The organism is Brevibacterium sp. SMBL_HHYL_HB1 (genome assembly GCF_018208375.1).
Lineage (GTDB): Bacteria > Actinomycetota > Actinomycetes > Actinomycetales > Brevibacteriaceae > Brevibacterium > Brevibacterium intestinavium.
Genome location: NZ_CP062936.1, coordinates 1,855,676 through 1,869,674, shown reverse-complemented (window position 1 = coordinate 1,869,674; position 13,999 = coordinate 1,855,676). Strand labels below are relative to the sequence as shown.

The window sequence follows — 13,999 nt, the reverse complement described above, 5'->3', positions numbered from 1 at the left end:
GGAGCCGCCTCCTGGCGGTGGCGCAGGGGCCGGGGGCTTGACGACGCTGCAAGCTCGTTCTTGAAGCGAGTCGCAAGCCGGACCGGTATTCGCCTGAGCTGGAATGCTATTGAAGAGCACCATCCATAGGACGAGCGAAGACAGAGCGAAAATGCTTAAGCTTACTCGCACCTTTTGCTCCAGAGTTCCTGATTGGAGATTTTCCAGCGGTCATCGTGCTTGGTCGCGGTCTGCAATATAGTTAAGCTTTGTTCGGTTTGGCTGGGCATAGATTTGCCAACTTCAATTACAGCTCGCTCTGAATCATGCGAACAAAACAGAATGGCTACCGATTCGCTCTGGGATGAATCCGATGCAGTGTTGACCTCATGAATTCGTACGTCGTAGAAGTCGTATTCGCCCGCCATGTATTTGTTTTCTCTGGTCAGGTCATCTGCGCTCTCTTGGAGTGCTCGAAGTGACTTTTCACTTGCGAAAGCGTCGATGTTTTTCGTGTCTTTCCCTCCGGAGGAGAACACGCGATTGATCGTTGCGATGTACCCAACAAACGCCTCCAACGCCCCGTCGACGGCTTCCTCTTCTTCAGCTGTGAGGTCGAGTTCGGTCTCGTATTCAGGGATGTCGACCTCAGCGGTGGCCGCGTCGCTAGGGACCTGCTCCGGAAGAGTTGAGGTCGGGGCGGCGACGGGGGAGCTGTCGGCGCATCCTGCCAGTGCCACGAGTGCCAACGCGCCGAAAAGGGCGACAACGATCAAGGCCGGTCGACGAAACGGTCGAGACGATCCAGTTTTCATTCCACGCCTCTGTGGTCTGCAACTGCGGTGCGAGCCTCAGCCGGCACCCGGAGTCCCTACATTATTCGACCGGAAGGCGTTTTAGAACAGGCGAAGTCGAATCTGTGGATAACTTACGCGGAAGTGAGCTGACTACTTCTTCGCTGCTTTGGCGGCTTTGGCGGCGGCCTTCTGCTGCTTCTTGAACTCGCGAACCTCTTGCAGGGTGAAGTCATCGACGACATCGGCGATGGAGCGACGGCTGTCCTCGGCACCGTAGTCCCCGGCGGCTTCCCGCCATCCCTCGGCCTTGAGCCCGAACTGCTTGCCCAGCAGCGCGAGGAAGATCTTCGCCTTCTGATCACCGAATCCCGGAAGCTTCTTCAACCGCTTGAGCACTTCGGCGCCACTGGGGTCGCCCCTGGTCCAGATGGCTTCGGGCTGACCGTCGTAGTCGTCGACGATGGCCGCGGCCAACTTCTGCACCCGCGTTGCCATCGACTTCGGGAAACGGTGGACGGCCGGGCTGGCGGCGAAGGCGTCGAGGAAATCATCGGGATTCATCTCGGCGATCTCGTTGACGTCGAGCTGGCCCAATCGTTCGGCCAGTTTCGCCGGTCCCGCGAACGCGCTCTCCATGGTCACCTGCTGATCGAGAAGCATCCCGATGAGCAGAGCGAAACGGTCTTCTGCCAGCAGTGCGTCGGCCTGCGGATCTCCGGAGAGGAACACTGAACTCATAGCCCCATCCTCGCACGCAATCTCCGATCGTTCATCTCCGGTTATCATCGGTGGATGATCTGTCCCTGTTCCGGAATGCCGCCGGGCACTGATTTCGACCACTGCTGCCGCTCCGCCCTCGACGGCGAGGTCTGGCCGACCACCGCGGAGGCGCTCATGCGATCGCGGTACACCGCTTTCGTCCGAAGAGACGACAACCATCTCTTCCGCACGTGGCATCCCAGAACCCGCCCCGCTGACCCCGGCACTGACACTCGGACCGAGTGGCTGGGCCTGACGATCCTCGACACCACCGGCGGAGGAGAGGAGGACTCGACCGGTACAGTGCACTTTCGCGCACGATTCAAGGACCACATCGGCGAGCATGTGCTGGAGGAGAATTCCGCCTTCGTTCGTCGGGCCGGACGCTGGATGTACCTCGAAGCGCTCGAGAGCTGAGAGCGACTCGACCTATACTGGTCCTCGGCGCATCCAACGCCCAGCCGAGGTCGTGGTCCCAGCACATCGACCGGATGGCGAAGGGGAGAGAATCCTCGGACGAAACCGACACGGTGCTTTCCTGACCGGGTTTCGTGCTGGGGGAGACTTGGTCGCATGAGGAAGAGACACCATGACCAAGGACAAGGACTTCAAGGAGCTCGTGCGGTCGCGGATGACTGCAACCGGTGAGAACTTCACTGCCGCGCGTGCGGCCCTGCTCGAATCGAGCCCGGTCGAGACAGCGCCGGAGCCCCACACGGCAGGAATCGATCCCCACATCGAACGATTCCGCACCAGGACACTTGCGACCTTCATGCCTGCGGGTCGAATCATCTCCATCCCGACCAAGCGCAGGGCCCTCGTCGTCCTCCTCATCGAGGTCCTGGCGGCCTTCGAGGCGGATCGGATCTACAGCGAGAAGCAGGTCAACGGCATCCTGGCCGGCTTCCAACCGGACTTCGCGCGCCTGCGACGCGAACTGATCGACTACCGGCTGCTCGACCGCGACTCCCACACGGGCCGGTACTGGGTGAACCCGAACCCACCGACTCCCACCGGTTCCCAGGCACAGGAGATGGCCGGGCTCGCGGTGTTTCTGCGCTGACTCCGCGACGGCGTATCCTTGGAGCTCGAGCCAACACGGGGCAAACAAAGGAGCATTCATGGCATATCACGCCGATTCGAGCGATCTCGATGAGAAGGAGATCCTCACATGGGACCTGTTCGGCCAGTCGGCGCGTGAGCTGGCGCAGACGATCGCAGACTCCGACTACGACCCCGAGATCGTCATCGCCGTCGCCCGGGGAGGCCTGCTGCCGGCAGGCGCCTTGGCCTACGCCCTCGGCCTGAAGCTCTCCGACGCGATCAACGTCGAGTTCTACACCGATGTCCATGAGACTCTGCCCGACCCCATCCTGCTGGCACCGATGCTCGACATCGACGCGATCAAGGGCAAGAAGCTGCTGGTCGTCGACGACGTCGCCGATTCCGGCAGGACCCTGGCCCTCGTCCTCGAACTGCTGCGCAAGCACGGCGCCGAGGCACAGTCGGCAGTCATCTACTCGAAGTCGGCATCCATCATCGATCCCGACTTCGTGTGGAAGCGCACCGATCAGTGGATCGTCTTCCCGTGGTCGGCCGAACCTCCGGTGGAGCCCAGCAAGTAAGCTGACTGCATGGAGAAGGACTCGCACGACATCCTCGCGCCGTGCGGACGGGTCCGTGCCTATGAGGACGACGATGTGATCCGTGCACGGGGGATCCGCTATGCCCGAGCCGAACGCTTCTGCCCGCCGCTGGACGAACCTCCCGTGGACTTCATCGACGGATCCACTCCGGGACCGGCGAGCCCGCAGCTGCGTCGCGACCCGAACGCAGGAATGACCTTCGACCAGCTCGGCGGCCTGCCCATCAGCGAGGACTGTCTGCGACTGAGCGTGACGATGCCGAAGGCCGCCGTCGCCGAGGCGGGTCTGCCGGTTCTCGTGTGGATCCACGGTGGCGCCTATGTGGCCGGCGCCGGAGACGCGGAGATCTACGATCCGCACACCCTGTCGGCCGAACAGGGCATCATCGTCGTCTCGGTCACCTACCGCCTCGGGGTGCTCGGCTACCTGGGCACGGGCAGACCCGAGCATTCGAACCTCGGTGTGCTCGACCAGATCTCCGCGCTGCGCTGGGTGCAGGCGAATATCTCCTCCTTCGGCGGAGATCCCGACAACATCACGATCGCCGGTCAGAGCGCCGGGGCGGACGCCTGCGCCCACCTCATGATCGCTGAAGGCACCGAAGGCCTCTTCCACCGTGTTCTGCTGGCCTCGACCCCCTTCGGGTTGGCCGGCGGCACGGATGCGATGAACTGGGCGATGGCCAGGGTCGCCCAGAAGATCGACCCGGCCGCGAGCGTCGATGAGATCCTCGCAGCCCAGGAGGAAGTCCACAAGGCCGCCCTAGTCGGAGGATTGCACGCCGGCATGTGCTTCGGAGTCCACTATGGGCACAGGCCCCTGCCGACACGGTCGGATGCGGCTCACGCCTGGGCCGAGGTCGCGCCGAAATACGATGTGCTCATGACCCGCACCGAGCGCGAGATCGCCTTCTTCGCGGGATTCGTTCCAGCCCTGCGTCGCCTCCACGACCGCAGCCTGACCTCGCCCATGCTCGAATCCCTCATCTCCGGGATCACCTCGGCGGTCTACACCCGAGCCGGGCGGGAATTCTACGACCGGCACCGCATGTCCGGAGGGCAGGGAGCCCGCCTGCTCATCGTCTCTCGCGGCGACGGCAGCTTCTTCGACGCTGCCCATTCGGGAGATCTGCCGCTGATCTTCCCCGGCGAGATCTGGCACGACTCCTTCCTCGACTACGGGGAGACCACGGCCATCGCCGGCCCCGAGCTGCGACGGATCTGGGGCCGCTTCGCCGCCTCCGGGGCACTGCCCAGAGTGCCCGTCCCCGGCCTCATCGACATCATGGGCTGAGCCCTCGGGGGCCAGAACAGTCGAACACTCGAGGCCCCGGGGCGTCGAGAACCTGCAGCTGACGGGTTCTTGCAATCGCCGTGTCACCGCCGTCGGCTACCGTTGGACCATGGACACTCATCAGGTCTCCGCGGCGCGTCTGATCTCACAGGGTCTGGTCGGGCCCCCACCCGTATCACCGACCGGGACGAAGCTGTCGCCGGCCGGTTCGGTCGTCGAGCACCTCGGCTGCGTCCAAGCGCAGAACCTCGGCGGAGCCCTCGCCTCGATCGCATTGCGACTCGGGACCGATGAGACCGCGGGCATCGCAGCCGTGCGGGCCGCCATCGACTCCGGAGAGATCGTGCGCACCTGGACCCAGCGCGGGACGATCCATCTGACCACGGCCAAGGACATCGGCTGGATCCTCGGCCTGACAGGGGCCCGGACGATGAAGTCCACCGCCAAGCGCCGTGAGCACTTCGGCATCACCGATGACATGCTCGACTCCGCAGCGCAGCTGGCCACCACCGCCCTCCGACAGCGCGGCGCCCTGACCCGAGAGGAACTCCTCGACGCCTTCGCACCCCTGGGCGCCGGCGACGAATACGGACACTCCCGGCACCTCATCACCTCCTTGGCGTTGAACAACCTCATCGTCCAGGCCCCCATGATCGCGGGCAAGGACGACATGAAGTACGTCCTCACCGCCGACTGGGTGCCTCTGCCCACAGAACTCGACGCCGAGGCGGGGCTGCGCGAATGGATGAGACGCTATGTCCTCAGCCACGGACCGGTGACCATCGACGATGCGACACGGTGGACCGGACTGCCGAAGACCGCGATCAGGAGGGCCGTACAGGACTGCGTCGACTCCGGAGAGATCATGAGCGCGAAGATCGGCGAAATCGACTGCTTCCACGCGCCGGACCTCGACGACCGTCTGAGCGAATGGGGATCCGATGCCGCGAAGACGCTGCTGGTGCCGGGATTCGACGAGATCATCCTCGGCTACAAGGATCGCAGCGCGACACTCGACCCCGCCCACGAGAAGTCCGTCGTTCCCGGCGGCAACGGAATGTTCAAGAACACCGTCATCTCCGGAAGCCGTGCCCGCGGAACGTGGAAGCGCTCGCCGCGCAAGACCGGTCCGCGCGTCATCGTCGAGGCCTTCCCCGGCCAGACGGTCGACTCCGACGCCGTCGAGGCGGCCGCCACGGACCATCCGGCGTTCACGTGATCGTGAACGACAGACCGGATCAGCGGTCAGCGACGGCCGGCGTCGGCATCATCGTCAACCCCAAACACGTCGCGACTCGACGTGCGTACACCAAGCTGTCAGAGGCGCTGCGGGAGCGGGCAGTGGCCTATCGGACGATGACGACGACGGCGGTTCGCGACGGACGATGGCAGGCCGAACAGCTGGTGGACTGGGGCGCCGAGGTCGTCATCGTCCTCGGCGGGGACGGCACCATCCGCGCGGCAGCACCGGTCCTCGCCGAAGCCGGAATCCCCGCGGCCCTGGTGCCGACGGGCACCGCGAACGTCCTCAGCCGACATGTGGGACTCGGCTCGACACGGCAGGCGATCGCGCACTGCCTGCGCATCCTGCGATCTGCCGGCGACGATGCCGATGCGAGCATTCGCCGCGTCCCGATCAATGTCGCGAAGATCCGGCGAGCCGACGGGCGATGGGAGCAGACCGCTTTCCTCTGCCTGGCCGGCATCGGCGGAGACGCACGTGCCGTGGCCCGGCATCACGCACTGCCGGGGCTGGCCGGTTACGCCTGGGGTGCGGCCACGGCGCTGTTCGCGGAGGGGCTCGCTGTCACCGGCGACGCGCTCACCGCCGGCGAGCCCGTGTGGTCGGTCATGGCCTCGAAGGTGGCCCGTCCCGCCGGACCGATCTCTGTCTTCCCCTCCGCGCGAGTCGACGATGAGCAGTTCTCCGCCCTCACCGTCGGCCCGCTGCCGCGTGGGAGCGCCCCCGAGCCGTTCGCGCCTGGGCAGGCATCGCCGTCGCCTGCCTGAAAGGCAGACCGGAATCGCACCCGCTGATGCACTATCGCAGCACCACCGCGGTCACGATCGGCCTCGATGTCCCGGCACCGGCCCAACTGGACGGGGACCTCATCGGCGACTGCCTCGAATTGCGTCTGAACGCGGGTCGGCAGCGACTGCTGATATCCGCTCCGCGGCCATGAGAGCCCACGATCACATCGGGTGAGCCCGAGCGCCGACGTGCTGGAGGAACTCGGTGTGGAGCCGCAGGTCCCCGCCCAGCTCAGGGTGGAAGCTGCCGGCCCACACATTGCCCTGCCTCACCAGCACCGGTCTGTCCTCGCACCGGGCGAGCACCTCGGTGGTGGGGGAGATGTCGAGGATCTGCGGGGCGCGGATGAAGGTGCCGTCGAAGGTGCGCTCGAAGCCCTCGATGTGCAACGCCGCGGTGAAGGACTCACGCTGCCGGCCGTAGGCGTTGCGGGCAACGGTGATGTCGAGGCCGCCGAGGCGCTCGTAACCGCCAAGCGAATCATCGCTGAGCCGATCGGCCAGGAGGATGAGGCCGGCGCAGGTGCCGAAGACCGGCAGGCCGGCAGCGATGCTCTCCCGCAGTCGGCAGAAGAGATCGGTGCCGGCGGCGATGCGGACCATGGCCGTCGACTCGCCGCCGGGCAGGATGATCGCGTCGAGGCCGCTCAAATGCTCGGACCGAGTCACCTTCCGGGAATCGACCCCCAGGGAGCCGAGCATGAGCAGGTGCTCACGGAAGGCTCCCTGGAGGGCGAGGACGCCGACTCTCACCATCCGCGTTCGGCCAGGCGGTGAGGGGCGGGCACATCGGCGACGTTGATGCCGACCATGGCATCACCGAGTCCGCGCGAGGCCTTGGCCACTGCCGTCGGATCATCGAAGTGGGTGGTGGCCTCGACGATGGCCTTCGCCCGGGCCTCCGGGTCGCCGGACTTGAAGATGCCGGAACCGACGAACACTCCGTCGGCGCCGAGCTGCATCATCATCGCCGCATCGGCCGGGGTTGCGATACCGCCGGCGACGAAGGTCACCACCGGCAGACGGCCGAGGCTCGCCACCTGCTTGACCAGGTGGTACGGCGCGGCGATCTCCTTGGCCGCGACATAGAGCTCGTCTTCGCTCTTGGCTGTCAGTGCGCGGATCTCGGAGTTGATGGTCCGCAGATGACGCATCGCCTCGGAGACGTCGCCGGTTCCGGCTTCGCCCTTCGACCGGATCATCGAAGCACCTTCGGTGATGCGGCGCAGGGCCTCACCGAGGTTCGTCGCTCCGCAGACGAAGGGAACCTGGAAGACGGACTTGTCGATGTGGTTGACGTAGTCGGCAGGGGAGAGGACCTCGGATTCGTCGATGTAGTCGACACCGAGGGTCTCGAGGATCTGGGCTTCGACGAAGTGGCCGATGCGGGCCTTGGCCATGACGGGGATGCTGACGGCGCCGATGATCGAATCGATGAGATCGGGATCGCTCATCCTGGCGACCCCGCCCTGGGCGCGGATGTCGGCGGGCACGCGTTCGAGAGCCATCACAGCGGAGGCTCCGGCGGCTTCGGCGATGCGGGCCTGCTCCTCATCGATGACGTCCATGATGACGCCGCCCTTGAGCATCTGTGCCAGTCCGGTGCCCAGCAGGTTCTGTGTCTCGGTCATTGTGGTGTTCGTCCATTCACTGTCGCGGAGACGATCCGGGTCGACCGGGTCGACAGAGCCGAGTCGCCTCGGGCCTCTGTCCGGTCTGGGTCGGGATCGTTGGATTTCAGGGGTGAACGGCCGTTCTCCATCAGCCTAGACCGATGGGTGGCTCAGCAGGAGAGCCAGAAATGTGTCGAAATTTTGGGCCAGATGCCGGTGGGAGGCCTACGATCGGATCATGGAACCCAGCACGATCCGGGAACGCGGCGGTCGGACCGAGGGGGTAGCGCTGCCGCTCATGGTCGATCGACATCTGCCGACTCCGCTGCCCGATCAGCTCACACAGGGCCTGCGGCGCCTCATCGCCGAAGGGGCCCTGCTTCCCGGCGATGCGGTGCCGTCGAGCCGCCGTCTGGCCGCTCACCTTGGGATCTCCCGCGGCAGTGTCGAGACCGCTTACGGACAGCTCGCTGTGGAGGGGTTCCTGGTGACCACCGAACGCTCGGCGACCCGGATCAATCCGGACCTGCCGGCGACGGCCCGCACCGCACGCGCCCGGCCGCGTGTTCCCGCCTCGCCGAGGCGGCGCCTGCGCAACTACATCGATCTGCGGCCCGGTTTCGGAGGCGACGATCCGCTGCGGGAACCGGCCTTCCGCCGCGCCTGGAGGGAATCGCTCGATCTCGACCCCGGTCCCATCGATCCGCTGGGCCAGCCGGATGCGCGGTGGGCGATCGCCGACTACCTCCGATTGGCCCGGGGAATGGCCGTCGACCCCGATGAGATCATCCTCACCAGCGGTTCCCGTGACGGTCTGCGCCTGCTGCTGAGCAGCGGGATCGACGGGGCGATCGCTGTGGAGAATCCGGGCTTTCCCGGTCTGCGGCAGGCGATGACCGACCAGAGGCTCGTGCCGTTGGACCTCGCCGCCGGGTCCCCGGCAGGGGTGTCGGCCGCCGTCGTGACGCCCAACCACCAGTTCCCGCACGGGACTCCGATGCCGGTTGATCATCGAGTGCGGCTGCTGGAGTGGGCGGAGCGAGGGGATGTGATCCTCATCGAGGACGACTACGACAGTGAGGCCCGCTTCACTCGCACCGTGCTGCCGACGCTGTTCGAACTGGCCTCATCGACGGACAGCCGCGCGCAGGTCGTGCACATCGGCACCTTCTCCACGCTGCTGACCTCGGCGGTGTCGACCGGATACCTCATCTCCCACGGTGAGATTTCGTCGCGTCTGATGGCGATGCGCACGGCGCTGGGGCCGGCGTTCTCGCCGATTCTGCAGATGGCCATCAGCTCCTACCTCGGTTCCGGGGGCCTGCGGCGACGGATCTCGCGCGGCCGTCGCCGCCTCAGGGCCGCCGAGGAGGTCGTCGCCGAGGCGGGACCGATTCCCGGACTGGTCCATGACGGTCGGACCCTCGTGATCGAAACCTCCGCTGCCGAGGCCGATCGCTTGCTGCGACAGCTCGCCGACCGCGGGATCCTCGTCGCTTCCCTGGCCCGCGGCTGGACCGGTGGGGATCAGGTCCGGCACGGTCTCGTCATCGCCCATTCGAATGTCGAGGCGACGGTGCTGCGGAGGGCGCTGGCCACGGTGCAGACGCTGTTGAGTAGGATTCAGACATGATGAAGTCCGGATTCGTGGTGGACGGCACCATCAGGATGCTGCTGGCCATCGTCGGTGTCGTGGCCCTGCCCGCCCTCGAGACGTTCTTCCTGGCCCCGCGCTGGCTGGTCATCACCGCCCTCGTGCTGCTCTTCCTCGGGGCCGCGACTCAGATCTCCTACGGTGTGCGCAAGGGCGAGAAGCGCTTCCTGAAGTATCCGATGCTCTTCGACGGCCTGCTCGTCGTCGCCGCCGTCATCGCCGTCTTCCTCGCGCTGGCGGCCAATTCCGCTGCCGCGTGGATCCTCTTCGGCTGTGTGGCGCTGGGCTCATTGGGCATCGCCGTGGTCTTCACCACGGGAGAGAACGGTCCTGATTTCGGCAAGGACGAGTCACAGACTGCTTGAACGAGGTTCTTCCAGGCTCTCCTCGGCGATCGCGGACCGAGTATTCGGCCGAGGCGGCTGCGGACGAACGTCGTTCAAGCGGCCGTACAGTCTTCGAGAGGTGCGCGGGTCGACATCCTCGCTGCGCCTTGAACGACGGATCTGCGCCCCCGCAACCAAGGTCGTTCAAGCGGCCGCGCAGTCATCGAACGGCGCAATCGGCGCAGCCCTTTGCCGAGGGCGGCCGGGCGGCAGTGCAGGAGCGAGTCAGCGGTTGAACACATCTGCTGCCGGGTGCCCGCTGGAGACCGGAATCGTCAGCGATTGAACGCGATCGCGGCGAAGTGCCCCTCGGGGATTCCCGACTCGAGATCGAAGATGTCGACGTCCGGATGCGGTGACTCCGGCAGCGGCCCGGAACCGACATAGTCCATGCCCGGGTCTCGGGCCAAGCCAGTGCTCATCGCTCGCAGGAAGGCTTCCTTGCGGGCCCACAGGCGTGCGAACTCCGCAGCCATCTCGGGTCCGGACAGCTGGTCGAGTTCAGCTCTCTCACGCGGATGCACGAGCTGCAGGGCCTCGGCGGCAACGGCCGGCTCCGGTACGGCTTCGATGTCGAGGCCGACCGGATCGTCGGCGACGGCGACGATGACGAGTCTGCGGGAGCGGGAGACGGAGAACTCGCAATCGTCGTGGCGGGGCTTGCCCGCCGAATCGAGGCGGATGTCGATTCCGGCCGGGTCTCGATCAAGATGTGCCCCGAGCACGTGCCTGAGGACGACGCGGCCGGCCGACCAGGTGGTGGCGGCCTCGGCGTCGAACTCCCGTGCGTAGTTGCGCTCCTGTTCGGTGAGCACGGAATCGTCCTCACGCGCCCAGGCCGCCTCGGCGGCGGTATCGGCGAGGAACAGTGAAGCGGGCAGTTCGGTGCGGAGTTCGGCGAGACTGGGATCGATCGTCATGGATCAGCGGCCCAGAGCCTTGTGGATCTTCTTCAGACGGCGGTTGAGCACGAAGATCCGCACCGAGCCGATCAGCCCGGCGATGAGGATGCCGCCGATCGCGGCGAAGAGCATGGCCACACCCAAGGGCAGTTCGAACTGCCAGCCGAAGTACTGGAACTGGGCGGCCACGTTGTTCTGGACGATGAAGATGAGAAGCAGGACGACGATGACCGCTCCGATGATGAGCGAGATCCACATACCCGCCGACATCCCCGTGCCGCCCTTCGTCGAAGGCAGTTCGTCGGTGCTGCCGGGTGCGGGAGGCTGCGTCTGCTGGTGAGGCTCGACCTCGCGGGTCTCCCCGGTCGTGGGAGCCTCGTCCCCGAGCACGGAATCGGTTTCGGCCAGGAGCTCTTCGGGCGTCTGGGATTCGCCGCGCGGGTCTTGAGTACTCATGCGCCCCATCATAACCACTGATGGGGCGCATGAGTCCGGAAGTGCGGCAAGTGTTCGCCAACCGTTGCACGAACACCGCTCACACCGCGTCGATGCTGATTCAGACGTTCTTGCTCAGTGAGGAGATGATCTCGTTGAGCGTGGCCGACGGGCGCATCGCCGCAGTCACCAACTCATCGTTCGGGTAGTAGTAGCCGCCGAGGTCGACGGGACTGCCCTGGACCTCGAGGAGTTCGGCCGCAATGGTCCCCTCCTTCTCGGTCAGTGCCTTCGCCACCGGCGCGATGGCCTCGGCCAGGGCCTCGTCGGCAGTCTGCTCGGCCAGCTTCTGCGCCCAGTAGAGGGTGAGGTAGAAGTGGCTGCCGCGGTTGTCGATCTCGCCGACCTTGCGCGAAGGCGACTTGTTCTCTTCGAGGAACCTGCCGGTGGCCGCATCGAGGGTGTCGGCCAGCACGCCGGCGCGCTCGTTGCCGTGGACGTTGAACTCGTGGCGGAAGGACTCGGCCAGGGCGAGGAACTCACCGAGGGAGTCCCAGCGCAGGTGGTTCTCCTCGACGAGCTGCTCGACGTGCTTCGGTGCCGAGCCGCCGGCGCCGGTCTCGAAGAGTCCTCCGCCGGCGATGAGCGGGACGACGGAGAGCATCTTCGCCGAGGTGCCCAGTTCGAGGATGGGGAACAGATCGGTGTTGTAGTCACGCAGCACATTGCCGGTCACCGAGATGGTGTCCTTGCCCTCGCGGATGCGGTCGATGGAGAACTGGGTGGCCTCCACCGGGTTCATGATCCTGATGTCGAGGCCCTCGGTGTCGTGATCGGTGAGGTACTCCTCGACCTTCGACCGGATGTTGCGGTCGTGGGCGCGGGTCTCATCGAGCCAGAACACGGCCGGGGTGTCCGACAGACGGGCACGCGTGACGGCGAGCTTGACCCAGTCGCGGACCGGGACGTCCTTGGTCTGGCAGGCCCGCCAGATGTCACCGGCGGCGACCTCGTGGCTCATCAGCACCTGACCGGCGGAGTCGACGACCTCGACGACCCCGGCTTCGGGGATCTCAAAGGTCTTGTCGTGGCTGCCGTACTCCTCGGCCTTCTGGGCCATGAGACCGACATTGGGCACCGTGCCCATGGTGCGCGGATCGAAGGCGCCCTTGGCCTTGCAGTCCTCGATCACGGTCTGGTAGACGCCGGCATAGGAGGAGTCGGGGATGACGGCCAGGGTGTCCTGCTTCTGGTCGTCCTTGTTCCACATCTTGCCGCCGACGCGGATCATCGCGGGCATGGAGGCGTCGACGATGACATCGGAGGGCACGTGGAGGTTCGTGATGCCCTTGTGCGAGTTGACCATGGCCAGGTCGGGTCCCTCGGCCAGGCCCTTCTCGATTCCGGCCCTGATGCCGGACGCGGCGTCGGCGGGCAGGGTGTCGAGTCCGGCGAGGATGGCGGCCAGTCCGTTGTCGGAGGTCAGGCCCGCCTCGGCGAGGACATCACCGTATTCGGCGAAGACCTCGGGGAAGAAGGCCTCGATGACCTTGCCGAAGAGGATGGGATCGGAGACCTTCATCATCGTCGCCTTGAGGTGGACGGAGAAGAGGACGCCGTCGGCCTTGGCCTGGGCGATCTGCTCCTTGACGAACTCGTCGAGGGCGGTGGCGTTCATCTTCGTCGAGTCGACGATCTCACCGGCGAGGACGGGCAGGGACTCCTTGAGGACGGTGGTCTCGCCGGCTGCGGTGCGCAGACGGATCGTCAGGGTGTCGTCGGAGTCGATGATGACGGACTTCTCGTTGTCGCGGAAGTCATCGGAGCCCATGGTCGCGACTCGGGTCTTCGATTCCTGGGTCCATTCGCCCATCGAGTGCGGGTGGGCCTTGGCGAAGTTCTTCACAGCCTCGGGAGCGCGACGGTCGGAGTTGCCCTCGCGCAGAACCGGGTTGACGGCCGAGCCCTTGACCTTGTCATAGCGAGCCCGGACGTCCTTGTCTTCGTCGGTCGCGGGCTCTTCCGGGTAATCCGGCAGATCATAGCCCTGTGACTGCAGCTCGGCGATGGTGGCCTTGAGCTGAGGCACGGAGGCCGAGATGTTGGGCAGCTTGATGATGTTCGCATCCGGCGTCTGGGCGAGGTCGCCCAGCTCGGCCAGAGCGTCGCTGACCTGCTGGTCTTCGGGGAGGCGGTCACTGAACTGTGCCAGCACGCGTGCGGCAAGCGAGATGTCTCGAGTCTCGACCTCGACGCCGGCCGAAGTGGCGAAGGCTTCGATGATCGGTTTGAGCGAGTATGTCGCCAGAAGCGGCGCTTCATCCGTGCGCGTGTAAATGATTTTTGCCATAGTGATGGACCACTCCGCATCTTCTTGGGGTTTGTCACCGACATCTTACCTTCAGGACGATTTCGGTAGTCGGCATGGGCCGATGATGGTGCTCACACCCGGTGTTCGCGCCGGCTCGACCCGGCGGTGACCGCCGCGGTGGGGGCGGTGGTCG

The 13,999-nt window shown here is 65.7% G+C and carries 15 protein-coding genes; 8 read left to right on the top strand and 7 right to left on the bottom strand.

All coding sequences use genetic code 11. From position 1 onward, the window contains the following. Positions 1-161 precede the first annotated feature (161 nt). Both IG171_RS08645 and IG171_RS08640 read right to left on the bottom strand, forming a co-directional pair. Entirely contained in the window at positions 162-755 is a 594-nt protein-coding gene (locus IG171_RS08645) for a hypothetical protein (RefSeq protein ID WP_212131257.1), read from the bottom strand. A gap of 171 nt (positions 756-926) precedes the next feature. After that, a complete protein-coding gene (locus IG171_RS08640; RefSeq protein WP_212131256.1) occupies positions 927-1,514 on the bottom strand; it encodes an HhH-GPD-type base excision DNA repair protein in 588 nt (195 codons plus the stop codon). 54 nt (positions 1,515-1,568) lie between these two features. Between IG171_RS08640 and IG171_RS08635 the strand changes: the two genes are divergently transcribed. The 6 genes from IG171_RS08635 to IG171_RS08610 all read left to right on the top strand — a co-directional run bounded on the left by IG171_RS08635 (position 1,569) and on the right by IG171_RS08610 (position 6,484). Further along, the gene (locus IG171_RS08635) at positions 1,569-1,952 is read left to right on the top strand and encodes a YchJ family metal-binding protein (protein WP_249204211.1); all 384 of its coding nucleotides are present in this window, start codon (positions 1,569-1,571) and stop codon (positions 1,950-1,952) included. Between the two features lie 172 nt (positions 1,953-2,124). Beyond that, on the top strand, positions 2,125-2,598 hold the full coding sequence (locus tag IG171_RS08630) for a DUF2087 domain-containing protein (RefSeq protein WP_212131255.1): 474 nt from the start codon (positions 2,125-2,127) through the stop codon (positions 2,596-2,598). Between the two features lie 58 nt (positions 2,599-2,656). Further along, entirely contained in the window at positions 2,657-3,160 is a 504-nt protein-coding gene (locus tag IG171_RS08625; protein ID WP_212131254.1) for a phosphoribosyltransferase, read from the top strand. Between the two features lie 9 nt (positions 3,161-3,169). Continuing rightward, the gene (locus IG171_RS08620; protein ID WP_212131253.1) at positions 3,170-4,474 is read left to right on the top strand and encodes a carboxylesterase family protein; all 1,305 of its coding nucleotides are present in this window, start codon (positions 3,170-3,172) and stop codon (positions 4,472-4,474) included. Positions 4,475-4,583: 109 nt separating this feature from the next. Beyond that, positions 4,584-5,693 carry a winged helix DNA-binding domain-containing protein gene (locus tag IG171_RS08615; RefSeq protein WP_212131252.1) on the top strand — a complete coding sequence of 370 codons (1,110 nt, stop codon included), beginning with the start codon at positions 4,584-4,586 and terminating at the stop codon, positions 5,691-5,693. A 2-nt stretch (positions 5,694-5,695) separates the two neighbouring features. Continuing rightward, positions 5,696-6,484: a diacylglycerol kinase family protein gene (locus tag IG171_RS08610; RefSeq protein ID WP_212131251.1), complete on the top strand. Its 789-nt coding sequence runs from the start codon at positions 5,696-5,698 to the stop codon at positions 6,482-6,484. 183 nt (positions 6,485-6,667) lie between these two features. Here IG171_RS08610 and pdxT read toward each other — a convergent pair whose 3' ends face one another. Together pdxT and pdxS are read right to left on the bottom strand one after the other, a co-directional pair. After that, on the bottom strand, positions 6,668-7,261 hold the full coding sequence (gene pdxT / locus IG171_RS08605; RefSeq protein ID WP_212131250.1) for a pyridoxal 5'-phosphate synthase glutaminase subunit PdxT: 594 nt from the start codon (positions 7,259-7,261) through the stop codon (positions 6,668-6,670). Beyond that, a complete protein-coding gene (gene pdxS / locus IG171_RS08600; protein WP_212131249.1) occupies positions 7,255-8,136 on the bottom strand; it encodes a pyridoxal 5'-phosphate synthase lyase subunit PdxS in 882 nt (293 codons plus the stop codon). Before pdxS ends, pdxT begins: the two co-directional genes overlap by 7 nt. Positions 8,137-8,356: 220 nt before the next feature. Here pdxS and IG171_RS08595 point away from each other — a divergent pair, with 220 nt between their 5' ends. Together IG171_RS08595 and IG171_RS08590 are read left to right on the top strand one after the other, a co-directional pair. Beyond that, positions 8,357-9,751, top strand: a complete 1,395-nt coding sequence (locus tag IG171_RS08595) for a PLP-dependent aminotransferase family protein (RefSeq protein ID WP_212131248.1) — start codon at positions 8,357-8,359, stop codon at positions 9,749-9,751. Continuing rightward, positions 9,748-10,137, top strand: coding sequence for a hypothetical protein (locus tag IG171_RS08590; RefSeq protein ID WP_212131247.1), 390 nt, complete (start codon positions 9,748-9,750; stop codon positions 10,135-10,137). Before IG171_RS08595 ends, IG171_RS08590 begins: the two co-directional genes overlap by 4 nt. Positions 10,138-10,433: 296 nt before the next feature. On the opposite strand, the gene IG171_RS08585 is transcribed toward IG171_RS08590, so the two are convergent. The 3 genes from IG171_RS08585 to IG171_RS08575 form a co-directional block, all read right to left on the bottom strand. Next, a complete protein-coding gene (locus IG171_RS08585; RefSeq protein WP_212131246.1) occupies positions 10,434-11,078 on the bottom strand; it encodes a 4'-phosphopantetheinyl transferase superfamily protein in 645 nt (214 codons plus the stop codon). 3 nt (positions 11,079-11,081) lie between these two features. After that, positions 11,082-11,516 (bottom strand): lipopolysaccharide assembly protein LapA domain-containing protein, encoded by a 435-nt coding sequence (locus tag IG171_RS08580; RefSeq protein WP_212131245.1) that lies wholly within the window; start codon positions 11,514-11,516, stop codon positions 11,082-11,084. 100 nt (positions 11,517-11,616) lie between these two features. Then, a complete protein-coding gene (locus IG171_RS08575) occupies positions 11,617-13,845 on the bottom strand; it encodes an NADP-dependent isocitrate dehydrogenase (RefSeq protein ID WP_212131244.1) in 2,229 nt (742 codons plus the stop codon). Positions 13,846-13,999: the final 154 nt, after the last annotated feature.

Coding starts and splice junctions, on each gene's coding strand:
- IG171_RS08640 (WP_212131256.1), bottom strand. CDS start 1,514: ATGAGTTCAGTGTTCCTCTCCGGAGATCCGCAGGCCGACGCACTGCTG.
- IG171_RS08635 (WP_249204211.1), top strand. CDS start 1,569: ATGATCTGTCCCTGTTCCGGAATGCCGCCGGGCACTGATTTCGACCAC.
- IG171_RS08630 (WP_212131255.1), top strand. CDS start 2,125: ATGACCAAGGACAAGGACTTCAAGGAGCTCGTGCGGTCGCGGATGACT.
- IG171_RS08625 (WP_212131254.1), top strand. CDS start 2,657: ATGGCATATCACGCCGATTCGAGCGATCTCGATGAGAAGGAGATCCTC.
- IG171_RS08620 (WP_212131253.1), top strand. CDS start 3,170: ATGGAGAAGGACTCGCACGACATCCTCGCGCCGTGCGGACGGGTCCGT.
- IG171_RS08615 (WP_212131252.1), top strand. CDS start 4,584: ATGGACACTCATCAGGTCTCCGCGGCGCGTCTGATCTCACAGGGTCTG.
- pdxT (WP_212131250.1), bottom strand. CDS start 7,261: ATGGTGAGAGTCGGCGTCCTCGCCCTCCAGGGAGCCTTCCGTGAGCAC.
- pdxS (WP_212131249.1), bottom strand. CDS start 8,136: ATGACCGAGACACAGAACCTGCTGGGCACCGGACTGGCACAGATGCTC.
- IG171_RS08595 (WP_212131248.1), top strand. CDS start 8,357: ATGGAACCCAGCACGATCCGGGAACGCGGCGGTCGGACCGAGGGGGTA.
- IG171_RS08590 (WP_212131247.1), top strand. CDS start 9,748: ATGATGAAGTCCGGATTCGTGGTGGACGGCACCATCAGGATGCTGCTG.
- IG171_RS08585 (WP_212131246.1), bottom strand. CDS start 11,078: ATGACGATCGATCCCAGTCTCGCCGAACTCCGCACCGAACTGCCCGCT.
- IG171_RS08580 (WP_212131245.1), bottom strand. CDS start 11,516: ATGAGTACTCAAGACCCGCGCGGCGAATCCCAGACGCCCGAAGAGCTC.
- IG171_RS08575 (WP_212131244.1), bottom strand. CDS start 13,845: ATGGCAAAAATCATTTACACGCGCACGGATGAAGCGCCGCTTCTGGCG.